The sequence below is a fragment of the Bartonella sp. B39 genome (genome assembly GCF_053795145.1).
The window spans coordinates 695,392-721,891 of record NZ_CP200036.1 but is presented as its reverse complement, the minus strand read 5'-3'; the positions used below and the strand labels follow the sequence as shown (position 1 = coordinate 721,891).

At 37.2% G+C, this 26,500-nt stretch carries 20 protein-coding genes, 1 tRNA gene and 6 pseudogenes; 14 read left to right on the top strand and 13 right to left on the bottom strand.

Going from position 1 to position 26,500, the window contains the following annotated elements:
• Positions 1-16: 16 nt before the first annotated feature.
• Together V4P57_RS03190 and V4P57_RS03185 are read right to left on the bottom strand one after the other, a co-directional pair.
• Positions 17-1,675: pseudogene (locus V4P57_RS03190) on the bottom strand (filamentous hemagglutinin N-terminal domain-containing protein); the annotation flags it as partial.
• A gap of 23 nt (positions 1,676-1,698) precedes the next feature.
• A pseudogene (locus V4P57_RS03185) lies at positions 1,699-2,205 on the bottom strand (ShlB/FhaC/HecB family hemolysin secretion/activation protein); the annotation flags it as partial.
• An 8-nt stretch (positions 2,206-2,213) separates the two neighbouring features.
• On the opposite strand from V4P57_RS03185, the pseudogene V4P57_RS03180 reads away from it, so the two are divergent.
• A pseudogene (locus V4P57_RS03180) lies at positions 2,214-3,109 on the top strand (MFS transporter); the annotation flags it as partial.
• A gap of 730 nt (positions 3,110-3,839) precedes the next feature.
• Here V4P57_RS03180 and V4P57_RS03175 read toward each other — a convergent pair.
• Positions 3,840-3,915 (bottom strand) — tRNA-Lys (locus tag V4P57_RS03175).
• A gap of 1,068 nt (positions 3,916-4,983) precedes the next feature.
• Between V4P57_RS03175 and lexA the strand changes: the two genes are divergently transcribed.
• Positions 4,984-5,697, top strand: coding sequence for a transcriptional repressor LexA (lexA, locus tag V4P57_RS03170; RefSeq protein ID WP_455466733.1), 714 nt, complete (start codon positions 4,984-4,986; stop codon positions 5,695-5,697).
• A gap of 239 nt (positions 5,698-5,936) precedes the next feature.
• A pseudogene (gene rimO, locus V4P57_RS03165) lies at positions 5,937-7,250 on the top strand (30S ribosomal protein S12 methylthiotransferase RimO).
• A gap of 33 nt (positions 7,251-7,283) precedes the next feature.
• On the opposite strand, the gene ttcA reads toward rimO, so the two are convergent.
• The 4 genes from ttcA to V4P57_RS03145 form a co-directional block, all read right to left on the bottom strand.
• Entirely contained in the window at positions 7,284-8,162 is an 879-nt protein-coding gene (gene ttcA, locus V4P57_RS03160; protein WP_455466732.1) for a tRNA 2-thiocytidine(32) synthetase TtcA, read from the bottom strand.
• 274 nt (positions 8,163-8,436) lie between these two features.
• Complete coding sequence (gene rpsD / locus V4P57_RS03155) at positions 8,437-9,054, bottom strand: 30S ribosomal protein S4 (RefSeq protein WP_455466731.1); 618 nt, start codon at positions 9,052-9,054, stop codon at positions 8,437-8,439.
• Positions 9,055-9,236: 182 nt separating this feature from the next.
• Entirely contained in the window at positions 9,237-10,052 is an 816-nt protein-coding gene (gene murI / locus V4P57_RS03150) for a glutamate racemase (RefSeq protein WP_455466730.1), read from the bottom strand.
• Positions 10,045-10,881 (bottom strand): RNA methyltransferase, encoded by an 837-nt coding sequence (locus V4P57_RS03145; RefSeq protein WP_455466728.1) that lies wholly within the window; start codon positions 10,879-10,881, stop codon positions 10,045-10,047. Before V4P57_RS03145 ends, murI begins: the two co-directional genes overlap by 8 nt.
• A gap of 328 nt (positions 10,882-11,209) precedes the next feature.
• Here V4P57_RS03145 and sfsA point away from each other — a divergent pair, with 328 nt between their 5' ends.
• The 3 genes from sfsA to radC are packed head-to-tail and all read left to right on the top strand — an operon-like array spanning position 11,210 to position 13,561.
• Positions 11,210-11,926, top strand: a complete 717-nt coding sequence (gene sfsA, locus V4P57_RS03140) for a DNA/RNA nuclease SfsA (protein WP_455466727.1) — start codon at positions 11,210-11,212, stop codon at positions 11,924-11,926.
• A complete protein-coding gene (gene map / locus V4P57_RS03135; RefSeq protein WP_455466726.1) occupies positions 11,919-12,749 on the top strand; it encodes a type I methionyl aminopeptidase in 831 nt (276 codons plus the stop codon). The genes sfsA and map overlap by 8 nt, the downstream gene beginning before the upstream one ends.
• Before the next feature lie 17 nt (positions 12,750-12,766).
• Positions 12,767-13,561, top strand: coding sequence for a RadC family protein (gene radC / locus V4P57_RS03130; RefSeq protein WP_455466725.1), 795 nt, complete (start codon positions 12,767-12,769; stop codon positions 13,559-13,561).
• A 45-nt stretch (positions 13,562-13,606) separates the two neighbouring features.
• Here the strand turns inward: radC and V4P57_RS03125 are convergent, their stop codons facing one another.
• The 5 genes and pseudogenes from V4P57_RS03125 to V4P57_RS03105 all read right to left on the bottom strand — a co-directional run bounded on the left by V4P57_RS03125 (position 13,607) and on the right by V4P57_RS03105 (position 16,407).
• Positions 13,607-13,819, bottom strand: a complete 213-nt coding sequence (locus V4P57_RS03125; protein WP_455466724.1) for a DUF3126 family protein — start codon at positions 13,817-13,819, stop codon at positions 13,607-13,609.
• 325 nt (positions 13,820-14,144) lie between these two features.
• Positions 14,145-14,597 carry a hypothetical protein gene (locus V4P57_RS03120; protein WP_455466723.1) on the bottom strand — a complete coding sequence of 151 codons (453 nt, stop codon included), beginning with the start codon at positions 14,595-14,597 and terminating at the stop codon, positions 14,145-14,147.
• A pseudogene (locus tag V4P57_RS03115) lies at positions 14,594-15,496 on the bottom strand (ParB/RepB/Spo0J family partition protein). The gene V4P57_RS03120 and the pseudogene V4P57_RS03115 overlap by 4 nt, the downstream one beginning before the upstream one ends.
• Positions 15,497-15,517: 21 nt before the next feature.
• A pseudogene (locus tag V4P57_RS03110) lies at positions 15,518-15,916 on the bottom strand (hypothetical protein).
• Positions 15,917-16,113: 197 nt separating this feature from the next.
• On the bottom strand, positions 16,114-16,407 hold the full coding sequence (locus V4P57_RS03105; RefSeq protein ID WP_455466722.1) for a helix-turn-helix domain-containing protein: 294 nt from the start codon (positions 16,405-16,407) through the stop codon (positions 16,114-16,116).
• 152 nt (positions 16,408-16,559) lie between these two features.
• Between V4P57_RS03105 and V4P57_RS03100 the strand changes: the two genes are divergently transcribed.
• The 6 genes from V4P57_RS03100 to parE all read left to right on the top strand — a co-directional run bounded on the left by V4P57_RS03100 (position 16,560) and on the right by parE (position 23,285).
• On the top strand, positions 16,560-17,090 hold the full coding sequence (locus tag V4P57_RS03100; RefSeq protein ID WP_455466721.1) for a helix-turn-helix domain-containing protein: 531 nt from the start codon (positions 16,560-16,562) through the stop codon (positions 17,088-17,090).
• Positions 17,091-17,544: 454 nt separating this feature from the next.
• Complete coding sequence (locus tag V4P57_RS03095; RefSeq protein ID WP_455466958.1) at positions 17,545-18,081, top strand: LysE family translocator; 537 nt, start codon at positions 17,545-17,547, stop codon at positions 18,079-18,081.
• Between the two features lie 712 nt (positions 18,082-18,793).
• Complete coding sequence (locus V4P57_RS03090; RefSeq protein ID WP_455466720.1) at positions 18,794-19,435, top strand: LemA family protein; 642 nt, start codon at positions 18,794-18,796, stop codon at positions 19,433-19,435.
• A complete protein-coding gene (locus V4P57_RS03085) occupies positions 19,435-20,286 on the top strand; it encodes a TPM domain-containing protein (RefSeq protein ID WP_455466719.1) in 852 nt (283 codons plus the stop codon). The genes V4P57_RS03090 and V4P57_RS03085 overlap by 1 nt, the downstream gene beginning before the upstream one ends.
• Positions 20,287-20,408: 122 nt before the next feature.
• Complete coding sequence (lipB, locus tag V4P57_RS03080) at positions 20,409-21,146, top strand: lipoyl(octanoyl) transferase LipB (RefSeq protein WP_455466718.1); 738 nt, start codon at positions 20,409-20,411, stop codon at positions 21,144-21,146.
• Between the two features lie 81 nt (positions 21,147-21,227).
• A complete protein-coding gene (gene parE, locus V4P57_RS03075) occupies positions 21,228-23,285 on the top strand; it encodes a DNA topoisomerase IV subunit B (protein WP_455466717.1) in 2,058 nt (685 codons plus the stop codon).
• A 20-nt stretch (positions 23,286-23,305) separates the two neighbouring features.
• Here parE and recJ read toward each other — a convergent pair whose 3' ends face one another.
• On the bottom strand, positions 23,306-25,090 hold the full coding sequence (recJ, locus tag V4P57_RS03070; protein ID WP_455466716.1) for a single-stranded-DNA-specific exonuclease RecJ: 1,785 nt from the start codon (positions 25,088-25,090) through the stop codon (positions 23,306-23,308).
• Between the two features lie 295 nt (positions 25,091-25,385).
• Here recJ and rplM point away from each other — a divergent pair, with 295 nt between their 5' ends.
• Together rplM and rpsI are read left to right on the top strand one after the other, a co-directional pair.
• Entirely contained in the window at positions 25,386-25,850 is a 465-nt protein-coding gene (gene rplM, locus V4P57_RS03065; RefSeq protein ID WP_455466715.1) for a 50S ribosomal protein L13, read from the top strand.
• A gap of 2 nt (positions 25,851-25,852) precedes the next feature.
• Entirely contained in the window at positions 25,853-26,338 is a 486-nt protein-coding gene (gene rpsI / locus V4P57_RS03060) for a 30S ribosomal protein S9 (protein WP_455466714.1), read from the top strand.
• Positions 26,339-26,500: the final 162 nt, after the last annotated feature.

The following is a 26,500-nucleotide window of genomic DNA, read 5'->3' as shown; positions in this document are numbered from 1 at the left end:
GAGATTGTGCAAAATCTACACCACTAATAACTATACCAGCATCGAGACTCTCAACCGTTAAAACAGCATCACCACCCGTTATAAAAGAAGAAAAATCAACTGTTCCGCCACTAATATCTGCCTTATCATAAGCTACAATTTGTTTAAAATGAACGAGGGCATTCGTTTCTGGTTGTGCATGAATGACGATGTTTTGATGAGACAAAATCGATTGGGAAACAGAAATCCCTTCATGCGAAATCAGTCTAACATCACCCGCCCCATAGATATTTTCAGCTGCAATGCTCCCCTTCACACTTTGTAGATCGATATTACCCTGTTTCCCCAGAACAATAACACCAGCAGCTTCAGTAGCAGCCATATCAATCCCACCTGCTAAAAAATGCGCCTGTATATTGCCACCAGCGTGCGCCTTTAGGTTGCCTTCGGATAACACAAGACCACCAACCGTAAGGTCGCCACCTGTTTCAAACGTCAGATCAGCGCCAACGCCAAGTTGAGAAACTTTTATGGCATGGAGCGAAGACAACCCCATATTTCTCCCCGTCGTCGCTTTTCCGGTAATAGATAAAATCCCGCTTTGTGCATCTGCCATCAAATGACCATCAGCACTCAATGTTTCTAAAGAAATCCCCTGATGAGCAACAATCTTAATATCCTTTTTCGATGTAATGCGCTTTGCCAGCACGCTTTGGCTTTTTGATTTCAGTAAAACGCCTCCATGACCAAAAACATTCTTCAGAGAGATTTTCCCATCAGCAGAAAGATGCAACTGCCCAACATTCGCCGCCATATCATGACGCATCCGAACCGCAACGCCCTTTTCTGTCGCAACAAGTTTGATACGATCCGCCTGCAAAGCCCCTAACGCAGAACCATCTATCGCATATTCCGGTTTGCCAGTAATGTCGGTGAGTTCCTTCATTTCACGAGAAGCGTAATCAAAGTGCCCCGTCCCAACCGTCACCCTAATCTCTCTGCCTGCAACAGAACCTTCTAAATGTACGGTCCGTGAAACAATATCGAGAATATCAACTGAACTATTGCCAGAGAAAAAATTTGCTCCCTTTGTTCCAAAAGTTATATTCCCTCCTTTCACCTCAAAGCCTTTCAGAAAACCAGAGACATCAATTTCAGGAACACCTGTTGTTAATGTCGCATGAGGGGTATTAATAAAGCCACAGCCATCACAAGTTATGCCATTAGGATTAGCAATAATAACATCTGCTTGGTGCCCAAAAACTTCCGCAGGACCGTTAAGTACACTGCGCTTGCCACTGGTCACTTCATTTAAAATCACTTTTGCTGAACCAGAAAAATGCAAATGCGGATTGCCCGGCATAATGCCCCCCAATTGTGATCGTCCCACTTCACTCGCATGACTGTTGAGAATGACACCTGGATTACCAACATTAAAATCGTAATATTTATTGTGTGATAAGCCCTTGCCATTGGGTGTTACAATATCAATCGAGGGAACCCCATTGGGCGCTGCCACAATATCAGAGCGATATGCGCTACCTGCGTTAGGATCCACAGAAATTTGTGCCTGAACTGCTGGAGATTGGAATAGAAAAGGTAAACTAATTCCGCTTACCAAAACTTTTTTGAGCATTGTACTGGAAACTAAAACTCCAAACAAAGTTGTTCTTTTTTCTCTTTTACCATATGTCATGCTTTAATTCCCCATAGCTATGCTTAAAGATCCATTGTTAATGTCATAAAAAATGTTCCAGACTTTTTGTGCTTGACTGTGCTCCACAAAACGTTCGAATATCTCGCATCAAGAGATACAATACCCCCCGCAAGCTTTACGCCTGCTGTCCAACCTGCAAGCTGTTCACTCGTAAAACTATACAAAGGATTGACTGCCTGGGGCTGCGAAAACACACAACCATAGTCCAAACCAATATAAGGACGAAGTTCACCAAAAACCCTTTTAAAAGATGCATTGTTGCTCCACAGAATTGTTCGTAACAACAAGTCATTACGGATAAAAAAACCGTTATTACCAAAAATCAAACTCTTACGCGTGCCACGCACATTGGAAGCTTCCCCTAATGAAATCTGCTCCACACCCAATAAATTATGAGGCGAATATTGCCCACTCAAAAGGTTGCTCAATACAAAGTTCCATTCCCCTAACTTAAAGGGCATCATTGCATTGATCGTACCAGTAAATTTCGCAAATTGAGGCTCCGCATCATGTACAAACAATAGGAAGAAGTATTTTCCAATTAAGTTTTCAAGCTGCTATTCCTAGAATGTTTTCCATAAAGGATCTTACAAAGGCAAATAGCATTGCACAAATTATAATTGAAACTACATCCGTTATTGACCATTTGGTTTGTTCCTTACTGCTTTTTTTAGCAAATAAATAGGTAGTACTCATTTTTGATTTTTTTACCTAATTTTATATCTATCATAGTGTTACCTAATCTCATCAATTTAAATTCAAATGAGAATAAATCATTCAATTTTATAAAAATTTATCGAGAAACAACTTCCTATCTTAAACATATTTCTACAAAAAATAATAATTTATTTATTACGCTCATTGGCTCGTCATTTGCTATTCTATTTACTGGTGCAATTTTAAAATTTTTAATTCCAGTTTTCGTTCTTTCTGTGGATGAAGAGGAAAGCTTTGTTAATTATATTTTTCTCTCATTGCTGTTGGAGCGACTATCGGTGGTTTTTTATATAGTAAAATTATATTAAATGTTACATCGTTGTAAGCTCATAGTATTTTGCTTCTGCATGGTGTTATTATGTCTTTATTTGCAGTACTTTATTTAAAACTAATTCTAGTGTCAGCATTTGTTTTAGGATTTATTGGTGCATTTGTAGATATTAGTTTATTTTCAGCTCTTCAATTATACTCTCGTCGTGAAGATTTTGGTAAGAGTTTTGAAACTTTTTCAACTTTAGCAAACTCTGCTGAAGCAGTGTCTAGCTTTATTGCTGAACTTTTTTCACTCGTAGGAGTAGTGGGCTCTCTTTAGCTAGGTCTATATTAATTATTTCCACCGGAATTATTTGAGTTATAAAAATTAAGAAAAGTAAAAATATAACGCCCCTTAACACTACAGTAGACGACGATCGTTGATATATTTGATATCTACATGTTGTTTCTTTTTTTTAATATGGTTAGTTAATTATATTTGAAACAAAATTATTTATATTCCTAACTGCTTTTTGATGATTTTACGTGGAGTGGTGTTAATTTGCCAGATTTTACAACAGTTGCTTTGTATCCAAAAGTAACGAAGTAATGAGAGCTTTTGCATATATCATATAATTCATTGATTTATAAATATAAATTGTCTTTTTGTAACTTGAATGAGACTCCCAAATATCGTATGATTCTCTCATTTAAAACCTGTTTATAATGAATCAATTATCTTCTTTTGCACATAAGAATCGGAGCTAATGCGTAGGCAAAAAACTATAAAAAATGGATAAAAATACCTCTTATGAAACGTCTTAATGCAAGAGCTGTCGCAACACTAGGGGGGTGAGCAGCGTGATAGTAGTTTTAAAGCATTTCTAGCCTTAGGTGAGAAAAAAGGTTACGATGAAAATTTTTGATAATTATTCTTGCAGTGCTTCAAGAAATCGTGATGCGCGGGTACACAATTCCAGCCTTAAAGCTCTTTCGAGCTAAACAGAAGACAGTATAGCTTCGCTCTATACCAAAGCAGTTGATAAAAAATGACTAGCAATAAAATCGATCAAAAATCCTTAGAAGAGCTTAGGATAAACGAAAAATAAGCCAAAATAAATGAAGGAAGTCAAATCCTCAAACTTTTGTATAATCTATTAATTTTATTTGAAGTTGGTGAGCGCGCAGGGATTCGAACCCTGGACCTACTGATTAAAAGTCAGTTGCTCTACCAGCTGAGCTACGCGCTCCCACACAAGCCATTTTGCTCGCAGAAAGTGAGTGGAACATACGGTCGACTTTTCATTTGGTCAACACCTTTCGAAAAAAATATTATTATTCGGTTTAGTTATCAATAATTTTCTGTTTTTTCTCATCACTGTGTATACATTTTTTTCTATTTTGAGTTTAAATAAAAGGAATAATTCCAACATAAAAATGCGGCATAGATTCTCAGCACGGAAGAATGAATATTTTAAAATTATGAGAAAAACAGATAATCTGTACAAATGGAAAACTTTGTTGATAAATAACTAAATAAAATAAGAAATAAAGCAAATATATACTTCATTATTAATTTTAACAAGTATAATAATAAAAATATATAATTATTAATAGTTATAATTACTATACTATTTTATTAAAATTATAATTATATATTTTTACTTATAGTGTTCAACTATGAGCTCTATTTTATTAATGCACAACGAAAATATAAATAATAAATCTATTATTATACAAAAATAAAACAAATATAAATCAAAATCTTAGCTAAATTAAAATAATATTACTTATAATGATAAGAGATCACCCTCAATAATTTAGATATAAACAATTTATTTAAGATAAAAAGCAGGAATAATACGGGGAATGGTCTAAATGCGTAATTGAGCTGCCATCCCTGCTAAATGAGTGGGAATACTGTTTGATCGAGCTCTTGATGACAGAGAGTGAAGAGATGTAGATCTATCCTTAGAAGAGATAGATAACTCTTTCCAGAACTGAGTTGCAGAATTTAGTCTAAGATAGGTTATATTATCTAATTTTAGTAAAATATTATTTTATATATAATTTAATAATTATTAATACAATATAAGAAATATATTTAACTACATTAAATAAAATAAAATTTTATATTATAATAAGTATTGTTTATTAATATAAATTAACAAATATTATTTTTGTAAAATCAATTATAAAATAAAATGTATGTATTTATAAATATTTTTTAATTTATAGCAAAAAATTATAATATTTATAAATACATACATTTTATTTTCTTTTTACCTCGCTTTTGATTCTTTTGATTGGAATATTGAATGCTGACATGTAAACAATATGAGCTACTCTTATTTATTCATAATCATATGAAAGAAACAGGCATTCCTCCCTCTTTTGATGAAATGAAAATTGCATTGGAGCTTTCTTCAAAGTCTGGTATTCATAAGCTCATGATAGCCTTGGAACAACGAGGTTTTATACGTCGTTTGCCAAATCGTGCCCGCGCGGTAGAGGTGATTCGACTTCCCGAGAAAATAACATTTAATCTTTCTCTAGCACGTAAAATTTCTCCCAGTATGATAGAGAAAAATAAAAGAAAAATATTAAAAAACTTTGATGATCTTGATAATTTTGAAGTAGAAGAGAAAAAAAACATTGCTGTTCCTATTATGGGTCGTATTGCTGCAAGTGTGCCTGCCTCTGCTATATTACAACAAACAAATACGCTTTCTTTACCACAAGGTATGATTAATTCGGGTGAGCACTATGCTTTAGAAGTCAAAGATGATTCTATGATTGAAGCTGGTATTCTTGATAAAGATACTATAATTGTTAGACGCCAAAATACAGCAACATCAGGTGAAATCATTGTAGCACTCATTGATAAAAAAGAAGCAACTTTAAAACGTTATCGACGCAAAGGAACCTCTATTACACTAGAAGCTGCAAATCCTCACTATGAAACATACATATACGGATCTGAGCGTGTACAGATACAAGGTAAACTTATAGGACTTATTCGCAAATATTAAAAAATAAAAGCATTTACCTAAACACACTCCATACATTCAATAAAAAATATTTGGTGTTTTCTTTATATTGTGCCACACTTATGAATGAAGCAGTCACGCTCATAAGATATTATAGAAAAAACAAATGACTTTGTCGTGAATTATATTGCACAAATATCAAAGATAAAGCACATTTTTTATTCTTAATGAAGTGAAAATAATAAATAAAATTTAATCGTTATAAAGTTGCAGGATTTATCATGACAGCACCTCGTATTAGTTTCGTCTCCCTTGGATGTCCAAAAGCGCTAGTAGACTCTGAGCGAATTATTACAAGACTTCGATCTGAAGGTTATGAAATCTCACGTAAGCATCAAGGTGCTGATCTCGTTATTGTGAATACCTGTGGTTTTCTTGATTCTGCCTGAAATGAATCACTCGCCAATATTGATGAAGCTCTCAAAGAAAATGGAAAAGTTATTGTAACAGGTTGTCTTGGTGCTGATCCTGATGTTATTCGCCGAGCACACCCTAATGTGTTGGCTATTACAGGACCACAAGCCTATGAAAGCGTTATACAAGCTGTTCATTCAGCAATTCCCCCAGTTCATGATCCTTTTATTGATTTAGTTCCCCCACAAGGTATTCGTTTAACACCTCGCCATTATGCTTATTTAAAAATTTCTGAAGGATGCTCTAATCGGTGTAGCTTTTGCATCATCCCTACCCTGCGCGGTAGTCTTACCTCACGTCCCATCAATGAAGTTCTTCGCGAAGCTGAAAAACTGGTACAAGCAGGCGTAAAAGAGCTTTTGGTTATTTCACAAGATACCAGTGCTTACGGCATTGATATTAAATATTTGGAAACTCCTTGGAAAGATCGCACAGTAAAAACAAAATTTTTTGATCTTTGTCGCGAATTAGGAAACATGGGTATTTGGGTACGTATGCATTATGTTTATCCTTATCCTCATGTTGATGAAATTATTGAATTGATGGCTGAAAGAAAAATTCTGCCTTATCTGGATATCCCTTTTCAGCATGCATCACCAAATGTTTTGCGTAATATGAGACGTCCTGCCCTTATGGAAAAAACAAATCGTAGAATTGAAAAGTGGCGAGCAATTTGCCCAGATCTGACTTTGCGATCAACATTTATTGTCGGTTTTCCAGGCGAAACGAATGAAGATTTTAATATACTTCTTGAATGGTTAGAGGAAGTAAAAATTGAACGTGCCGGCTGTTTTAAATATGAAGAAGTAAAAGATGCTGTCGCAAATGATTTGGGATTAGAAAACATTTCTGAAGAAGTAAAAGAAAAACGCTGGCATCGTTTTATGGCAAAACAACAAAAAATTTCCAATCATCTTTTAAAGAAAAAAGTCGGAAAAAAACTTCAAACTCTTATTGATGAAAGTCAAGGCAAAGTAGGAAAAGGTCGTAGTCAATATGATGCTCCAGAAATAGATGGTGTTGTGCATATATCATCACGACGACCATTACGTGTCGGTGAATTTGTCACCATCAAAATCGAACAATCAGATGCTTATGATCTTTATGGTATCGCGGTTTGAAGTTTAACAAACTAAAACTTAAGCATTTAATACTTATACTAATTCTTTAAAATTAAAAATTTTTTTATCAAGCAAATGGCTTGGACGCACATTGCTCAAGGCGCGAATCATAGTGTCTTTACGTCCGGGCATTCTTCTTTCGATATCACTTAACATTTCCTTCATTGCACTACGTTGTAAACCATCCTGACTACCGCAAAGATTGCAAGGAATAATAGGAAATTGCATTGCCTGAGAAAATTTCTCTATATCTTCCTCTGCACAATAAACAAGAGGACGCAAAACAAAAAGATCTTCTTCATCATTGATAAGCTTTCCAGGCATAGCTGCTAATCGCCCACCATGAAATAAATTCATAAAAAATGTCTCTAAAACATCATCACGGTGATGCCCAAGAACTAATGCAGAACATCCCTCTTCACGTGCAATACGGTATAAATTGCCACGTCGTAACCTAGAACAAAGAGAACAATATGTTTGTGTATGTGACAATTTGTCCGTTACAACGGAATAAGTGTCCTGATATTCAATGCGATATGGAATTTGATAAGAGTTTAAAAATTTCGGAAGAATGTGCTTTGGAAAACCTGGTTGTCCTTGATCAAGATTACAGGCCAAAACTTCGATAGGTAAAAGGCCACGCCATTTTAAATCCAGAAGAAGCGCTAGTAAACCGTAAGAATCCTTTCCACCTGATAAAGCAACGAGCCATTTTTTTCCTGAAGAGAGCATAGAAAAATCATCAAATGCCTGCCGAATATGACGCAAAAGCCGTTTACGTAGTTTATTAAACTCTACGGTTGAAGGAGCAATCCTAAATATTGGATGACAATCATCCGCTTCTCTCATTAAAAGATCAGTTTCTTCTACATTCTCTTTCATTTCCTGATATTCGACTGAAACATTGACCATAATACCATAATCCTGCACAAGAAACATCTTATTCTGAAAGTATGATCAAGATAACAACAGATGGAGTGCAGCTCAAACTTATACTCATTTTCCGTATAAGATGAGGTACGTAAAAAATAAATGAAGCCACACAAGCCAAACTGCTATAAAACATAACAACAAACTTGATACAGCACCATTCATAAAAACCGCCCGTTGGCTCCAAAGACTATGAACCAACACAAAATTCCCGAGCGTGTCACAAAATCGAGAGAGCAATCCTCCCCTAAAGCACCTATCGAGAATAAAACTCAACAACCAAATTGGGTTCCATCTGCACAGCATAAGGAACATCTGCAAAAGCAGGAACACGCGTAAATGTTGCCTTCATCTGATTATGATCCGCTTCAATGTATTCAGGCACATCACGTTCGGCCAATTGCACAGATTCCAAAACCAGAACAAGCTGTTTTGATTTCTCACGAACTTCAATTACATCACCTGGTTTACAACGGTATGATTGAATATTCGTGCGCTGACCATTTACATTAACATGACCATGATTGATAAATTGGCGAGAAGCAAAAATTGTAGGTACAAATTTTGCACGGTAAACGACAGCATCCAAACGCGATTCCAAAAGGCCAATAAGATTTTCACCCGTATCACCACGCCGCCGAGCAGCTTCCGCATAAGTTTTACGAAATTGTTTCTCTGAAATATCACCGTAAAAACCCTTTAATTTCTGCTTAGCACGCAATTGCACACCATAGTCAGAAAGTTTTCCTTTACGGCGTTGTCCATGCTGACCTGGACCATAATCACGACGATTAACAGGAGATTTTGGACGACCCCAAATATTTTCTCCCATCCGGCGGTCAATTTTATACTTTGTTGCTTCGCGTTTACTCATCGCATTTCCTTAAAAATAAAATACAAGACCTCATAGTGAGACCTCAAGGAAACGCGCCCTCCTCTGCCTTTAAATACAAAGACTGACAGGATACTTTAACACATAATATGCAAAATTATCCACGGGACACGTCAATTAACACCGTTTTCTCGAAAGAAAAAGCTAGAGCAATTTTATTAATCTCACACCAAAAAGTCAACTCCTTTCACAATATTTAAGCCAAACCCTTTTAACAAACGCTTCGTTGAAGAATCTATGTTTTGCGATGTAAACAACGCAAAATCTTTATTATGTGTTTTTCTGTTTTTGTGATGTATTCTTTCCGGTAGTAATGATCTTGTCTGTTTTGCCACAGCTTTTGCCGGATCAATCCATTCAACAGGCCATAAAGCTTGTTCACGAAATAAGTGAATCAAAAGAGGATAATGTGTACAAGCTAACACAATAATATCAGTATATTTGCCATTTTTCTCAACAAAGCATGGAAGGATTTCATTCCGTAATTCTCTCAAATCAACAGATTTCCCGCGTAAATAATCTTCAGCAAAGCTAGCAAGCTTTTCACTTCCAACAAGCTGAACATGACATTGATCTGCAAAAGTGTTGATTAACTCATGTGTATACGCACGTTTCACTGTTCCAGGAGTGGCTAACACTGAAATAAAACCAGATTTTGTTTGTTCAGCTGCTAACTTAATTGCAGGAACTGTTCCGACAAAAAGAATATGGGGAAAATTTTTTCGTAAATCTGCCATCATTAATGTAGAAACGGTATTGCAAGCGATCACACACAAGACGGGATTATAACGTGTTAAAAGATTTGTAAAAACCTTTAAAATGTGATCTTTCAAGACATTTTCTTCCCAATTTCCATAAGGGAATCCTGCATCGTCAGCAACATAAATAAATTGCGTTTCAGGAATAAGAAGACGTACTTCCCTCAACACTGTTAAGCCGCCAATACCACTATCAAAAAAAAGAATAGGACGCTCATCCATCAGTTTTTACATTTGTTTTTAATTTTTTACGATTACGCTCTGTGGGTGTACCACTTCCTCGTGGAAACTTGGGCGAAAAATGCTCTAGTGAAGATATAATCCCCCGGAGCAAACGAACTTCAGATTCGCTAAAATAGGCACGCGTAAAAACAGAACGTAGATTTGCAAGCATAACCTCTTTGCGTTCTCGGGGTCTAAAATATCCACGAATATCCAAAGCATCTTCTAATTGAGATAAAAAACCATGAAACGTTGCTTTATCAGCTGGCTCCAGCTCTACCGCACGAAAAGCAGTATCCCTCGCATCTTCCAAACCTGACTTCATCCATTCGTAAGACATAAGCAAAACCGCTTGCGCAATGTTAAGTGAAGAAAAAGCGGGATTAACTGGAAAAGTAATAATTTCATCAACAAGACTTATTTCATCATTTTCTAGTCCCCACCTTTCTCTTCCAAATAAAATACCTGTTTTATGCCCAATATTTTCACGTTGACGTAAGATACTCGCCGCTTCAACAGCACTTTTTACAGTTTTAAAACCGCATCTTTCACGTGCTGTTGTAGCAAAAACATAATGCAAATCTGCAATTGCGTCACGCAACGTATCAAAAATAACTGCGTCATTAATGACATGATCTGCTTTACTAGCAGCAGCTATGGCTTTTTCATTTGGAAATGCTTCTCGAGGTTTGACCAACCGAAGCTTAGAGAGCCCAAAATTTGCCATCGCCCTTGCTACCATACCAATATTTTCAGGCAGCTGTGGTTCGACTAAAATAATAATTGGACCATTTGTTAAATTTTTACGATTCTTATTAGTTCCAGCCATCAATTCTCTCTAATTTCATACATTATGTTCCTACAGATGTTTTTTTAAACGCAGCCTTCTTAAAAAAGATTCTCCCCAAAATGACCTTTTTAATAACAAATTAAGGCCAATATTATCTTTTTACATAGAGTCTATTGCGAAGTAACAACTTTAAAATTAACAACGAATAATAAGAACAAATAAATTTTAGTCTTAGATGCTTAGAGTGGTTGTGTGAATTGTCTTGACATTTTTTGTGCATCAAGAATACCTCATTGAAATATGCTATAGAGCTTATAGATAACAATCTGAGTTGAATTATGAAATCATAAATTCTAAGATAAGGGGTATGCTCTTTATTTCTGAACTTTTTCCTGCAAAACTTATCCATCGTTATAAACGTTTTCTTGCTGATGTTAAACGAGAAGATCAGCACATCTTCACCGTGGTGGTTCCTAATACGGGATCGATGCTTGGTTTGGCAACTCCCAACTCTAATATTTGGCTTTCATATCACAATAATTCCAAACGAAAATACGCATATCAATTAGAAATTATTGAAGTAAATAATACTTTAGTTGGCATCAATACGACTTTACCTAACAAACTTGCATTAGAAGCAATTCAAAATGGTTTGTTACCGGAATTAAACGGATACAAAACAATTTTGAAGGAACAACGCTATGGTACGCAATCACGAATTGACTTTCTTCTGCGTGATGACGTTCTTTCTGACTGTTATCTAGAAGTTAAAAACGTCCATTTTATCCGCCAAAAAGGATTAGCAGAATTTCCTGATACCGTGACAAAACGTGGTACACGTCATCTTGATGAACTCATAAAAGTTGTGCAACAAGGCAAACGAGCCGCTATGCTTTATGTAATTCAACGGGAAGATTGTTCAGCTTTTACAATTTGCCATGATCTTGATCCAACCTATGGACGTAAATTTGATTTAGCGTTAGAATCGGGGGTAGAATTTTATGCTGTAAAATGTCACGTAAGTACAAAAGGTATCTTTCCGATTCATCGAGTGGAAATAGAAAACAGAAAAAGTAATGACTGATTATATTGAATATAATAAAATCCCCTTAAAATTTAACGGACAAATTCGCATTTTTGATGAGCACGCTTTTTCTAAAATGCGTGAAGTTGGTCGCATTGCTGCGGAATGCCTTGATGCACTTATGGATATTATTAAGCCTGGCGTCACTACACAAGAAATTGATGACTTTGTATTTATTTTTGGAGCCGAAAGAGGAGCTCTTCCTGCTGATCTGAATTATCACGGATACAGACATTCATGTTGCACATCAATCAATCATGTTGTTTGTCATGGCATCCCTAGTAAAAGGCCCTTGCAAGAAGGCGATATTGTGAATGTTGATGTGACCTTCATTCTCGATGGCTGGCATGGAGATTCAAGCCGCATGTATCCTGTTGGAAAAATCAGACGTGCTGCAGAACGTTTGCTAAAAATAACGCATGAAAGTCTGATGAGAGGAATAGCCGTAGTCAAGCCTGGAGCAACAACAGGTGATATTGGTGCCGCCATTCAAAACTACGCAGAATCTGAACGTTGCTCAATTGTAAGAGACTTTTGTGGACATGGAATCGGTCAGCTTTTTCATGATGCGCCTAATATTCTACATTATGGAAAACCTAAAGAAGGAATAGAACTAAAACAAGGTATGATATTTACAATTGAGCCAATGATAAACCTTGGTAAACCACAGGTCAAAATTTTATCCGATGGTTGGACAGCCGTTACACGTGATCGATCTCTTAGTGCACAGTATGAACATACAATTGGTATAACAAATGAAGGATGCGAAATTTTTACGCAATCTCCTAGGAATATTTTTTATATTCCCAATTCATATGCCTAAATAAGTGTAGAAATATCATGGCTAAAAAAATAAATAAAAAGGAAGACATCCAGAGCAATCATTTTGCATTAACATCAAGTGCTCCACTTAACCCAATGGCAGAAACAAAAAGTGAAAAAATTCAGAAAAATTTACACATACATAAACATTACCAAGGACATCGCGAACGTCTCCGTAAACGCTATTTAAAGTCAAAAGGAAAAGCAATTGAAGATTATGAATACCTTGAATTATTGCTTTTTCGCACGATTCCTCGAGCAAATACAAAACCAATAGCTAAGAGCTTGATAGCGCGTTTTGGCTCATTAGCTGATGTATTAGGTGCTGATATTTATCGACTTCAAGAGGTTCAAGGATGTGGACCAGCTACTGCGATCGACTTAAAAATTATTTCGGATGTTGCTGGGCGTCTTGCTCGTGCAGAATTGTTTAAACGTGATATTTTTTCATCTTGGGATAAAGTATTAGCTTATTGTAAAGCTGTGATGGCTCACGAAACACGTGAACAGTTTCGTATTTTATTTCTTGATAAGAAAAATGGTTTACTTGCTGATGAAGTGCAACAAACTGGAACCATTGATCATACCCCTGTTTATCCGCGTGAAGTAATCTCTCGAGCTTTAGAATTATCTGCATCAGGACTTATCTTAGTACACAACCACCCGTCTGGTGATGCTAGACCTTCTCAAGCAGATATCACCATGACATATAGATTAAAAGACGCAGCAAATGCATTAGGTATTACTATTCATGATCACCTAATTATCGCACGAAACGAACACACGAGTTTTAAAGCATTAAAACTCATATAAAGCTTATTAAACGAAGAAAAATTTTATTTAATTATTCGTAATAAATCAATTCTCTAAATCAACATCCAATATAGCCATCGAGAAATTGTATGACAACTCATCTTCATCTTCATCTCGATAAATAATGCCTAAAAATTCATCACCAATATAAACTTCACAAGAATCATCCTTTTTAGGACGCGATTTTACTTGTAATGCTGAATTTTGGAATATGTTTTTAAAATAACTATCAAGTTTTTTTATTTCATCAGCATTCACCATGCTCTCCTGTCTTTTGAGAATCCCAAATTTTAATCTTTGATGGCAAATAAGGCACTCCAAAGATAGTAAAAACTTTTATTTTTAATCTTCTATAACACCTATATTTGAAATAGCACTATCTTAACACATTCACGAAAAGTCATTTATCAAATGACCCGTCGTTAAAATATAATCGTAAAGTAAAAAAACAGTTAGAAAATCATAAATTTTTAATAATCTTTACTTTATCCTCAATTTCAACACCTACGTTTATAAGCGCACTCTGCTGAAACATTGATCGATGAACTTATATATTTTTTCTCTTGTAATCTGTCATCAAGTTTTACCTAATTTGACAGTAGGTTTTGCACCAATTTTTTTCATAGAATTTTAAAGGGATTCTCAAAGGATCTTTCTGAAGCCTCGCAATTTCTGCTAACCGCGCCTCATCCCCTTGCAACAGCAATAAACCATCTTCACTCACAACCTCATCCCACAGCCAAAATGCTCCCGTAGCGCGAACAAAAGCCTTAAAACGCGGCAGAGAAATATCCACCTGCTTACTTTCCGCAACATAAGCATCCAAACTCGCTTTGCTTAAACAACCAATCCCTAAATAATGCGCCATACGCTCAGCAATCACACTCCGTTCAAACGGGCATTCACGCAAAGCTTTAGCCATGGCACGTTTTATTCGTGAGCGAAATCGTTCTAAATCAATCTGGGCAATCGGCTCCCGACAAGGAAAAACCGGCTGTTGAAAAAAATCAAGCTGTTGCAGATTGGGCGCTTTCATGCCTGCACCTGTGCTTGTTGCCCATCAAGATAATCACGAAAACGTGCACGTGTCTGCGCATCCGCTCTCTGCCATACTCCTAACAATTGAGAAAAAATCCGTTCCTGTTCATTGATTTGTGGCGGTGTATTAATGCCATTGATCAAATCAACAGCCCGCCGTAAATCCCCCTCAACCTGTTGCAAAGCAATTGCCACACGCCGCTGCGCAACCGGCTCCATCTTCGCAAGCTTCAACAATTGCGCCTGATTATCCGCCAATGCCGTGCCACGCAGAGCTGTACACAATTATGGTTGTAAATGCTGGGCGATGCGATTAAGAAGCTTCACCGACTCCTTCGATAAACCAATCCTATCGGCAACATGTTTAGCAAAAGGGTAAACATTACCCTTTGATTTTCCATCCCCTTCAAACACGACTTCATTTTGATCTGAAGGGGTATCTTTGTTCGTTTGAGCAATTCGGTCAACTTGACCAAATTGCTCTTTTTTGGCTTTATATTGATTACTACCATCCCCTCCCCGTTTGATTTCTCCATACTTCTTTTCCCATAATTCGCGGCATGTCTGGACAAACAATGCGCGATCTATCACTGACAATTCATTACGAAAAAGATTCTCCGCAACCTATAAGAGTGCAGCATCATTCTCTTTATCGGTCTGCACCACAACAGCATCAATTTCCCGATAACCCAAAAGCTCAGTAGCACGTAACCGGTGCGCACCAGCAATAAGGGTATAATTGCCCCCTTTAGCGTTGGGCGTATGGCGCACTGTAATCGGATTCATCAATCCCTCTCGCTCCATAGATTGCGCAAGCGCCTTGGCATGCTCATCATCTACAGGGCGAATGCGCTCGGGCACAACAATAAGATCAAGATTAAGTAATAAGATCAAGATTAAGTGTTTGAAACTGTGCCATCACGCTGCCACCTTTCTGATCTCTTGTAAAAACAAATCCTGCACACGCTTTGCCCATTTGTGATAAGCTTTGGCAAAAACAGGTTCTTCCAAACGTCGATTAATCACTTGCAAAGACAGAGAGATAGAAGTCCGCTGCCGTGCTTATATGGCAACAATACGCCATCGTGGTACCCCAAACTGATAATGAAAAAGATGAATGACAATCTGCCGCGCTAACATCGCATCAAACAAATGATGCGGCGGGTTAATAATATATCGTACAGGTAAATGGCGAAAACTGCTTTGCACAACCTTATAACAGCAAGCGAGCATCGTTTCTAATCGTTCAACTTCTGAATAAGGATTAACGATATCGCTTCTGACATCTGGGGTCCATAAATTACAAGCAGCAACCATAATCCCCCCCGATAAAGAAAACTTGACCACCACCTAATCGCCAAAAACAAACCATCCAATCAGCTGCCTGATGAGACAACTGTATGCAATTTATCTTGCCAATTTCGTATTGATGTTTAGACATTGATAAACCTTTTTATCTTATGGTATCTAAATTCATGGCAAATGCGTTTAACACGCAAAGCCGTGTAACGAGTTCAAGCGGCATTACCGCGCAGTGCGGAAGGGGTACGCGAATCCGTATTAGCGTGTTTTGCTGCTTTGAAGATGCGACGGCGACTTTTGGGGTAGCGGTCGCTAAAAACCTGCTCAACGGGCAAGCCGATAAAATCGGCAATAGCGCGTTCAGCTTTCTCGTTAGATCGTGTCCAGATATGTTGAATACTGGATGACGACAGTTGATAAGCTTTTGTGAGTTCCGCCAAGGTCATATTCCTACGGCATAGCTCTGCTAGAGTACTATGGCGATCCCATGTTTGGGTGGTTGTCATAACTTTCACCCCTGCTTCAAACGGATACTCCAATATCCGTTTTTTGTCGGGTTAATTGTAGAATATATGCCCGCTATATCGGGCGGTAATTAAAGGTATAAACAATTATAATTACTTTGTAAAATTAATTATAATTGTTTTGAGGTGTTTTTTTGGCACGTCCAGAAGCAGAACCAAAAACAGAATTAGCGAAACGATTTCGTGAAGTGCGACGCGTCCTTGGGTTCGCAGAACGCAAAAAATTTGCGGAGCATCTTGGTATAACCGCTGCATCTATAGGAACGTATGAAATTGGCATAAGCGAACCTACCGCCTCTGCTCTATCTAAATATCAAGAAATATGCGGTATTTCATTAGATTGGCTTGTTACAGGTGAAGGTGAAATGTTTAGTGACATGGCAAAGGCTAAAGCAGCAGGTTTTAAGGCACCTACCATTCCTTCTGGCCTCATGAAAAAGCTTGGTCGCATAGCTTATACAACCTATCGTGATGCAAAAATAAAACTCCCCCCTGAAGATATAGCGGAATTAGCGGCAGAGCTTTGTATAAAATTGCAAGAACTCGTTCAAAACATCAACGACATGGAAGAAGTAGAGGCAACTTTCCCTCTTCTAAAATTGCATTTAAAACGGCAAATTGAAACTGAAAGAGCACATCTAGAAACTACACAAAATACGGCTTAATGCCTCTCTAAAATGAAAAATGAAAGTGGAAATCTTTTTACATTAAAAAATTCAATTAACTAACTGTTTTTAAAAGATTATATCTTACAAAAATAGAAACGCGCCATATAGCGCATATCTTTTTTGCTTTTTTGGTCATTTTGGGTTGTTTTTGGAGTTGCTTTTACGATTTGTCTGATTTTTTTCAAAGGTCTTTCAAAGCTGGTTTTCTGGGCTTTTACAGACTTTTTAAAATTCTTCAAAGACCTTTCACAGACTTCTCTCATTTTTAGCACTAAATTCCGATTTTTATGATTTTTCGCTCTTTTGGGCAATTTTAGCTGTCAAAATTTAATTTTACAAAACGCGCATTTAATGGTAAAAATTGTACATAAAAACAACAAATTACCACATATTCCTAACTAATCCCACCTCCCTCTTCCCACTTAGTGCAAAACCTAGTGTCAAACTACAATTGGGAAGAAAGAACGCATTTGCCAACGTTTTAGGATTGTATACAGCAATATATGTGCATGGGGCATTTTCCATGCTAAGTGTATCAGTACTCATTTTCAACAACAACACGCTGTTTTTTTTAATAAAATTCATGGGTAGCTGCACTTTATTATACATGGGAGTTAAATCGCTTAAATCTGGAATAAACAGCTTGAATTCAAAAGGAGTAATATCAAAGAATAAAAAGCATGATACGAGTGAAATAAGGCTTTTAACCAGCTACATAGACGGCTTTATAACACAAATACTAAACCCCAAAGTATCAATATTTCACATAGCGGCCTTCCCGAAATTTTTGTCTTCTAGCGGTAGCATAAAAAAAGACTTTGAACTTATAACCATACATTCTTTCAGCATCGTTGCATGGTTTACTTTAATGACTATTTTTATATTATTTGCCGGCACCGCTTTAAAAAAGAAACGTGTAAAAGGCTTGATTAATATAGCGACAGGAGCAGTTTTATCTTTGTTTTCTTTTTTTATTTTCTTTGGATAATTTCCTCTTTCAATAATAAGTTGCACGACTAACAGAAAAGTCTTCCCATATTTTTGTCTGTCTATCGCTATTAATATCGATATTCTGTCCTCTCCTAGGACATATATTATCACCAATTATTCCTCGTTTTTTCTGTATGACTGAACTATGAATTGATCTCATGTACTTTCAAACTTTAATAAATTAAAATGAGGTTTGAGATCCCGCTTTGCGGATGCTACCCCTTCTTGCAGATGATTAGCAAAATGCTATGATGCAAATCTGTTACCATTTTCTTCCCCAAATTAATGAAGAAACGATAATAACAAGTACTTCAATATCATAAGTCTGGCACTGTCAGACAAAATGGCTTTTCAAGCTCTGTGTGAAGACCTTTCGAGGAGATTTATATAGCATATATCCTATAACTAAAATTTTAAGTAGTACCATACCATCACAAACCTTATCTTTATAAATAGCAATTAAGTAATGTTTAAAGAAACAATTGCAAATAGGATAATATTCAGCAATAATAATTAACATTAATTATTTATAGGTTGGTATTATATTGTCATTATTGTTTAAGTATCAGCTAACCATTTAAATACGATAAACTAGCTAAAAACTTGTATTGATATCATTTCTTCATAAAATATGCATTTATGAAATTTAAAATACTTTTTACTGAGAAACTACATCCTACATAATAATAAATAGCTGTGGAGATATTTTTATGCTAAACGTACAAACTAATTCAATTATACTTACTTATCCTATGGTTAAAATGTTAAGACAATTTTCAATCGTTATTTTTTTAGTATTTTTGCCATTTTTAAGCGGCTGTGGATTTAATACGATACCAACAAATGAAGAAAAAGCACATGCCGCATGGGGTGAAGTGCTAAGTCAATATCAACGCCGTGCAGATCTCATTCCCAATCTCGTAGAAACTGTAAAAGCTTACGCAGCTCATGAAAAAGCTGTTTTTACCAATGTTATTGAAGCACGTGCTAAAGCAACACAAGTAAATATTAATGCCGATATGTTGAATAACCCGCAAATTATGCAGCAATATCTCAACAATCAAGCAAATTTATCAAGCGCACTTTCGCGTCTTATGGCTGTTGTCGAAAACTATCCTAATCTTAAAGCAAATCAGAATTTTCTTACTCTTCAATCACAATTAGAAGGGACTGAAAATCGTATCTCTGTTGCGCGCCGTGATTATATCGAATCAGTACGTGTCTACAATACTGCACTAAAAACAATGCCAACAATGATTTGGGCAAAATTATGGTTTCGTGATGCTAAGCCTATGCCAACTTTTACTATCGATACCAATAACCAACAAACACCGAAGGTCAATTTTAACTAATGAAACCGTTTCGACGTTCTATGCAACGCAGTGTTTTTCAATGCTTATGGGCTCTTGTTTACACTCTATGTTTGGTCATTGCATTGGGAAGCGTCGCTTGCTCGCAGACTAAATTTCCTCCGTTAACTGGCTATGTCAACGATGTGGCCCATTTGCTTGATAATGAAACAAAAGAGAATCTAACAGAAAAACTAGCTGTACTTGAAGAGAAAACAGGAGATCAAATTGTTATTGTAACTCTCCCTACTCTTTCAGGAAGCGGTATAGAGACATATAGCAATTCTCTTTTCCGCGCATGGCGATTAGGTCAAAAACAGATCAACAACGGTGTATTATTCGTCATTGCACCGAATGAGCGTGAAGTACGTATTGAAGTGGGCTATGGTTTGGAAGGAGAGTTAACGGATGCTATTTCCGCAGTTATCATTAATAACTTCGTTCTTCCAAATTTCCGTGACGGAAATTATCAAAAAGGAATTGTCGAAGCAGTTCATGCAATTATCAAAGTCATTACAGAAAATGACTCTGATTTTTCTTTTAGAATCAAGATGAAAGCCAAGGCTGTTGAAGAACAAAATAAAAAAGCTGAAAAAGAAGAAATGGTAATCAATATAATTATGCTTTTAATCCTTTTTATAATGGTTGGTTTACCCATTCTTGCAATGATTTTTGGTAAAAAAGTAGGGCCACAAAAATATCTTTGGATGGGTATCATCTTCACACCTTGGTTTTTAAATTTAAATGCTGTCGGCAGACGTTCTGGTGGAATTTTTGGTGGTCATTCAGGAGGCGGAGGATTTAAAGGTGGTGGTGGATCTTCAGGTGGTGGTGGTGCGACAGGAAGATGGTAAAATGAATGCAGATTTTAATTCACTACCATATTATCTCAATTTTAATAAACAATTTCATATCTTACTTTGCAATTCTTTTACTAAGTACAATACAAACCCAAATACAAAAATAAATATTGCTAATGACATTTGAATTGAAACATACTGATCGTGATCACTTACCACATTACTTTAAAACAATCCCCGATAATCCACCGGTTGAATGGAAAATAAGTAATAGCTTGGTCGAATATCCTGAAGCACTGCGTTATATGCAAGAGCGTGTAGAAAACATTCTTGCAAAAAATGCACATGAACAAGTTTGGCTTCTTGAGCATCCTTCTCTTTATACAGCTGGTACAAGTGCGAATAAAAAAGATCTCTTAACTCCCCACTTATTTCCTGTTTATGAGGCAGGCCGTGGCGGTGAATTTACATATCATGGTCCAGGACAACGTATTGCTTATATTATGCTTGATCTTAAACGCAGAAAAAAAGACATTCGTGCTTTTATTAGTGCATTAGAAGAATGGATCATACAAATGCTTGCAAAATTTAATATTAAAGGTGAACGCCGCGAAGATCGGGTTGGTGTCTGGGTTAAACGATCTCATTGCCCATCAAAACAAAACAAAAACTCCCCCGAAGATAAAATTGCTGCTATCGGCATTCGTGTACGCAAATGGGTAAGCTTTCATGGAGTTTCCATCAATGTTAATCCTAATTTAGCGCATTACTCAGGAATTGTTCCCTGTGGAATCACAAATTACGGTGTAACCAGTTTTCTTGATCTAGGTTTCCCTGTAACAATACACGATATTGATATTGCTCTGAAACAAGCATTTGAACAAATTTTCGGTTCAACAATTGATGTATCCTAAGTGCATTGATTTTTAAATAAAAAAAAGGCATAGAATTTATTGTAATTAGATTTTATTTTATGAGGTGGATAATCAAATGCCATGAGCGATAACAGCAAGGATCTTTTCAGTATTTTAAATAATGTTCAATCCCGGGTAAATATAAAAGAAAAAGGTCTGCAATCCCCAGTGAACTCAGAAGCGATGACTTCGAAAAAGGATACACAAGAAGATAACTATAACGCCCACTCTATTCGGGTTCTTGAAGGCTTAGAGCCTGTACGTTTACGTCCTGGAATGTATATCGGTGGAACAGATAGTAAAGCACTTCATCATTTATTTGCTGAAATTATTGATAATGCGATGGATGAAGCCGTCGCTGGTTATGCAGACTTAATTGATGTATCCTTAGATAGAAACGGTTATTTAACGGTGACAGATAACGGGCGCGGAATACCTATCGAAAATCATCCTCAAATGCCTGAAAAATCTACTCTTGAAGTCATCATGACACAACTCCATTCAGGTGGAAAATTTGATGGCAAAGCCTATCAAACTGCTGGTGGGCTTCATGGAGTAGGAATTTCTGTCGTCAATGCTCTTTCTGATGATATGGAAGTCGAAGTAGCACGAGAACGAAAACTTTATCGGCAACGCTTTTCGCGCGGTATTCCTCAATCTGAATTAGAAGATTTGGGTGATGTTTATAATCGTCGTGGCACACGCGTTCGTTTTCATCCTGATAGTCAAATTTTTGGCGAAAAAGCAGCTTTTGAACCAGAAAAAATTTATAAGATGGCACGCTCTAAAGCCTATCTCTTTGGCGGCGTAAAAATTCGCTGGAATTGCGATCCTGTCATACTTGAAGGCATAAAAAATATTCCTGAAAAAGCTGTTTTTCACTTCCCTGATGGGCTTAAAGATTATTTACTCTCATCACTGAAAGATGAATATCGGATCACGTCAGAAATTTTTTCTGGTAAAACAAAAAAGTACAATGGTCATGGTTCTGTTGAATGGGCTGTCGCTTGGCATGGTGGTGATGCTTATGTACAGTCTTATTGCAATACTATTCCTACTGAAGAAGGTGGAACACACGAAATAGGACTACGGCAAGCTCTCTTGCGTGGTTTGAAATCCTATGCTGAGTTAATAGGAAACAAGCGCGCTGCTATCATTACGTCCGATGATGTTATGATTTCAACCGCTGCAATGCTTTCAGTCTTCATCAAAAATCCTGAATTTGTTGGACAAACAAAAGATCGATTAGCATCAATCGAAGCACAGCGTATCGTTGAGAATGCAATACGTGATCCTTTCGATCATTGGCTGACAACTTCTCCACAAGAATCAACAAAACTTTTGGATTGGGTTATTGAACGTGCTGAAGAACGCGTTAAAAGACGCCAAGATAGAGAAATAAGTCGAAAAACTGCTGTACGTAAATTACGTCTACCCGGAAAACTCGCAGATTGTAGCCAAAACTCTGCTGCTGGTGCTGAATTATTCATTGTTGAAGGCGATTCTGCTGGTGGTTCTGCTAAACAAGCACGAAATAGAGCAAACCAAGCAATTTTACCCCTTCGTGGAAAAATCTTAAATGTAGCCAGTGCCGCACACGAGAAAATGAACTCAAGCCAAACAATTAGTGATCTGATACTTGCTCTTGGATGTGGAACGCGCTCTAAGTATCGCGAAAAAGATCTCAGATATGAACGTATTATCATTATGACGGATGCGGATGTTGATGGTGCTCATATTGCCTCACTCCTCATTACCTTCTTCTTTCAAGAAATGCCCGATCTTATTCGTCAGGGACATTTATACCTTGCCGTGCCTCCTCTTTATCGAATCTCACAAGGAGGAAAAGTCGCTTATGCACGTGATGAAGCTCATAAGGAAGAATTACTAAAAACAGAGTTCACTGGAAAAACTAAAATCGAAATTGGGCGTTTCAAAGGACTTGGAGAGATGCGCGCTGAACAACTTAAAGAAACCACTATGCATCCTCAAAAGCGTACACTGTTACGCGTTTCTATTGACACTGTAGAAATGCAAGAAACGAAACATATAGTAGAAAGTCTCATGGGGACAAAGCCAGAAGCAAGATTTCGATTCATACAAGAAAACTCTACTTTTGTTTCTAATCTAGATATATGATTTTCAAAAAATATCCCCTCTCAAACAACTGCTGCTGCATCAATCACGCGCAGTTGTGGATTGATAGTTCCATTCCAATAATTCAAACTCAGATTACCAGCTACATGGATCATTTCACCAATATTTTCAGTAAGAAAATCACCAAGCGATGTTCCCACCGCACGGAAAGCTATTCCTTGTAGTTTTTTTCCTTCCATATTAGATATAACTAGGCGAAGATGTCCTTTACCAACCTCACACAAATTAATTAACCGATGAGAGGGAAGAACAAAGACAGGTGTAGTATTACCTGAACCAAATGGTCCTGCTTTTTCTATCATATCAAAAAGCGCTTTATTGATTCCAGCAGCAGAAAGGCAACCATCTATACTAAGAGACCTTTTAGCATGCAACTCAGAAACCCTTAAAGAAACTTTTTCTTCCAACCACTCTCGAAAATTGTCAATTTTTGTTGATTGGATTGTGATCCCTGCTGCCATACTATGTCCCCCACCCTTTTCTAATAAATTTAATGTAACGGCTTCACGAACAAGTGCTCCTAAATCTATGCCACTAATTGAGCGTCCCGACCCTACTCCACTTCCATCTTCTTTCAAAGCAATTGCAAAAACAGGACAAAAAAAGCGCTCTTTTAAGCGGGATGCAAGAATACCAATGATTCCTGGATGCCATTCTTGATGAGCAATAACAAGTGACAACGGCGTTTCTTGCTCTTGATAAAGAGAATCGATGTAAGACTCTGCTTGCGCTAATTGGATGCCCTCCATTTCTTGGCGTTCTTGATTAAGCTGATCTAATTGTTCTGCTATTCTATCAGCTTCATCTTTATCATCACAGCAGAGCAAACGTGCTCCCAAAGCTTGGTCGCCAATACGTCCCCCTGCATTAATTCTAGGGCCTAACAAAAAGCCTAAATGAAAACTATTAAGCGGCTCACCTATACGCGCGACCTTTGTTAAAGCTGCTATCCCAAGATTATGCATAGAACGCGCAACTTGGAGTCCTTTAACCACAAAAGCGCGATTAACACCCTGTAACGGCACAACATCACATACGGTCGCCAATGCAACAAGATCAAGCATACTTAAAAGGTCAGGAAGTTTCCCTCCAAACTTCTTTTCTCGCAATAAATGATTAACCCATACTAACGTAACAAAGATAACGCCAGCAGCGCATAAATGCCCTTGTTCAGAAAAATCATCAGGGCGATTAGGATTGACAAGAGCAACAGCTTCTTGATGAATTTCTGACATTTGATGATGATCTAAAACTATAACGTCAGCGCCTGCAAGCCTTGCTGCTTTTATTGCTTCTGGACTGTTTGCGCCACAATCAACGGTGATAATCAAATGGGCACCTTCTTGTACGAGCATTCTCATTGCTTGTTCATTTGGACCATATCCTTCAACAATACGGTCAGGAATATAAATTTTTATTTCCATATCAAAATAACGGAAAAAGCGCGCTACGAGTGCTGATGAACAAGCACCATCAACGTCATAATCACCAAAAACGGCAATCTTTTCTTGATGCAAAATAGCTTTAACAATGCGCTCTGCTGCACATTGCATATCCGTAAATTTTTTTGGATCAGGTACTAAATCACGCAACATTGGATTGATAAAAGCAACAGCTTCAGATTCATCCACATCTCTTGCTGAGAGAACGCGCGCTAACGCATCTGGAAAACCAAATTTTTGAGAAATAGCGCGCGCATTATTTATTCCTCGAATATCAAGGGCATCTAACCAAGCCTGACCGCAAGCAGAAGATTCAACATTGAGAAAATAACGGGGATGCTGCATCAGCATTCATTTTACAATGAAAGCGAATAAAATACAATCAACAGTTAGAAATAAAGCATTCTTTCGGAATATTCGTTCTGGCTTAAAATGTGCACAAATATCACAAAATTCGTAGTATTATAATACCTTAAATATAATGCTCTGTTTTATAAGTTTTTATTTTCTCTTGACGTACATCAAAAGACATTATATCAGAGCGGGTAATGCGCGTTAAATATCGCTATGGTAACAATTTTCAACGCAAAGCAACAAAAAATGCCCTTAGTATGAAAGGGTTTTAATAAAGGATACTTCTATGGCAACTTTTTCACAAAAGCCAACTGAAGTGGTGAAAAAATGGGTTATTATTGACGCAGAGAACCTCGTTTTAGGTCGTCTTGCCACATTCGTTGCTAACCGCTTACGGGGCAAACATAAAGCTGCATTTACTCCACATGTTGATGATGGTGACAATGTTATTGTGATCAATGCAAATAAGATAGCTCTTACAGGAAAAAAATATACAGATAAAAGATATTATTGGCATACCGGATATATTGGTGGGATCAAAGAGCGTACGGCACGACAAATTCTTGAAGGACGTTTTCCTGAACGCGTTGTTGAAAAAGCTGTGGAACGCATGATTCCTCGTGGACCACTTGGTCGTCGCCAATTGAAGAATTTACGTGTTTATGCTGGAAGCCAACACCCGCATGCGGCACAACAGCCCGAAGCTCTTGACGTTGGTGCTTTAAACCGCAAAAACAAAAGGATTGCTTGATTATGGCTGAAATTAATTCTCTTTCTGAGCTTGGTGCAGTAACAAATATTGTAGAAGCCAATGAAAATGTCGCTCCTGTCCATGTGCAAAAGCTTGATTCACAAGGACGTGCTTATGCAACAGGGAAACGTAAAGATGCTGTTGCTCGCGTATGGATCAAACCAGGTTCTGGGAGAATCATCATTAACAATAAGGAATTCGACAAATATTTTGCGCGTCCTGTTCTTCGAATGATTCTTCGGCAGCCAATCGTTGCAACCAATAGGGATAGCCAATTCGATATTATTGCAACCGTTGCAGGTGGTGGTCTTTCTGGACAAGCCGGTGCGGTGCGCCATGGTATTTCCAAAGCTTTAACCTATTACGAGCCAGAACTTCGCACAATCTTGAAAAAGGGCGGCTTTCTTACCCGTGACAGTCGTGTTGTTGAACGTAAAAAATATGGTAAAGCAAAAGCGCGTCGTTCTTTCCAATTTTCAAAGCGTTAATTTCAACTTTTTGTGCAATACATCGAGCCCCGTTTTAGCGGGGCTTTATGTTTGTTAAAGCGGTTTTTTTAAGAAAACAGGGTAACCTGCTCTTCTCTATCGTGAAAAAAATTTAAGGAATAAAAAGATCATTTTTTCCTGATAGGTAAGTACTCAAAAGAG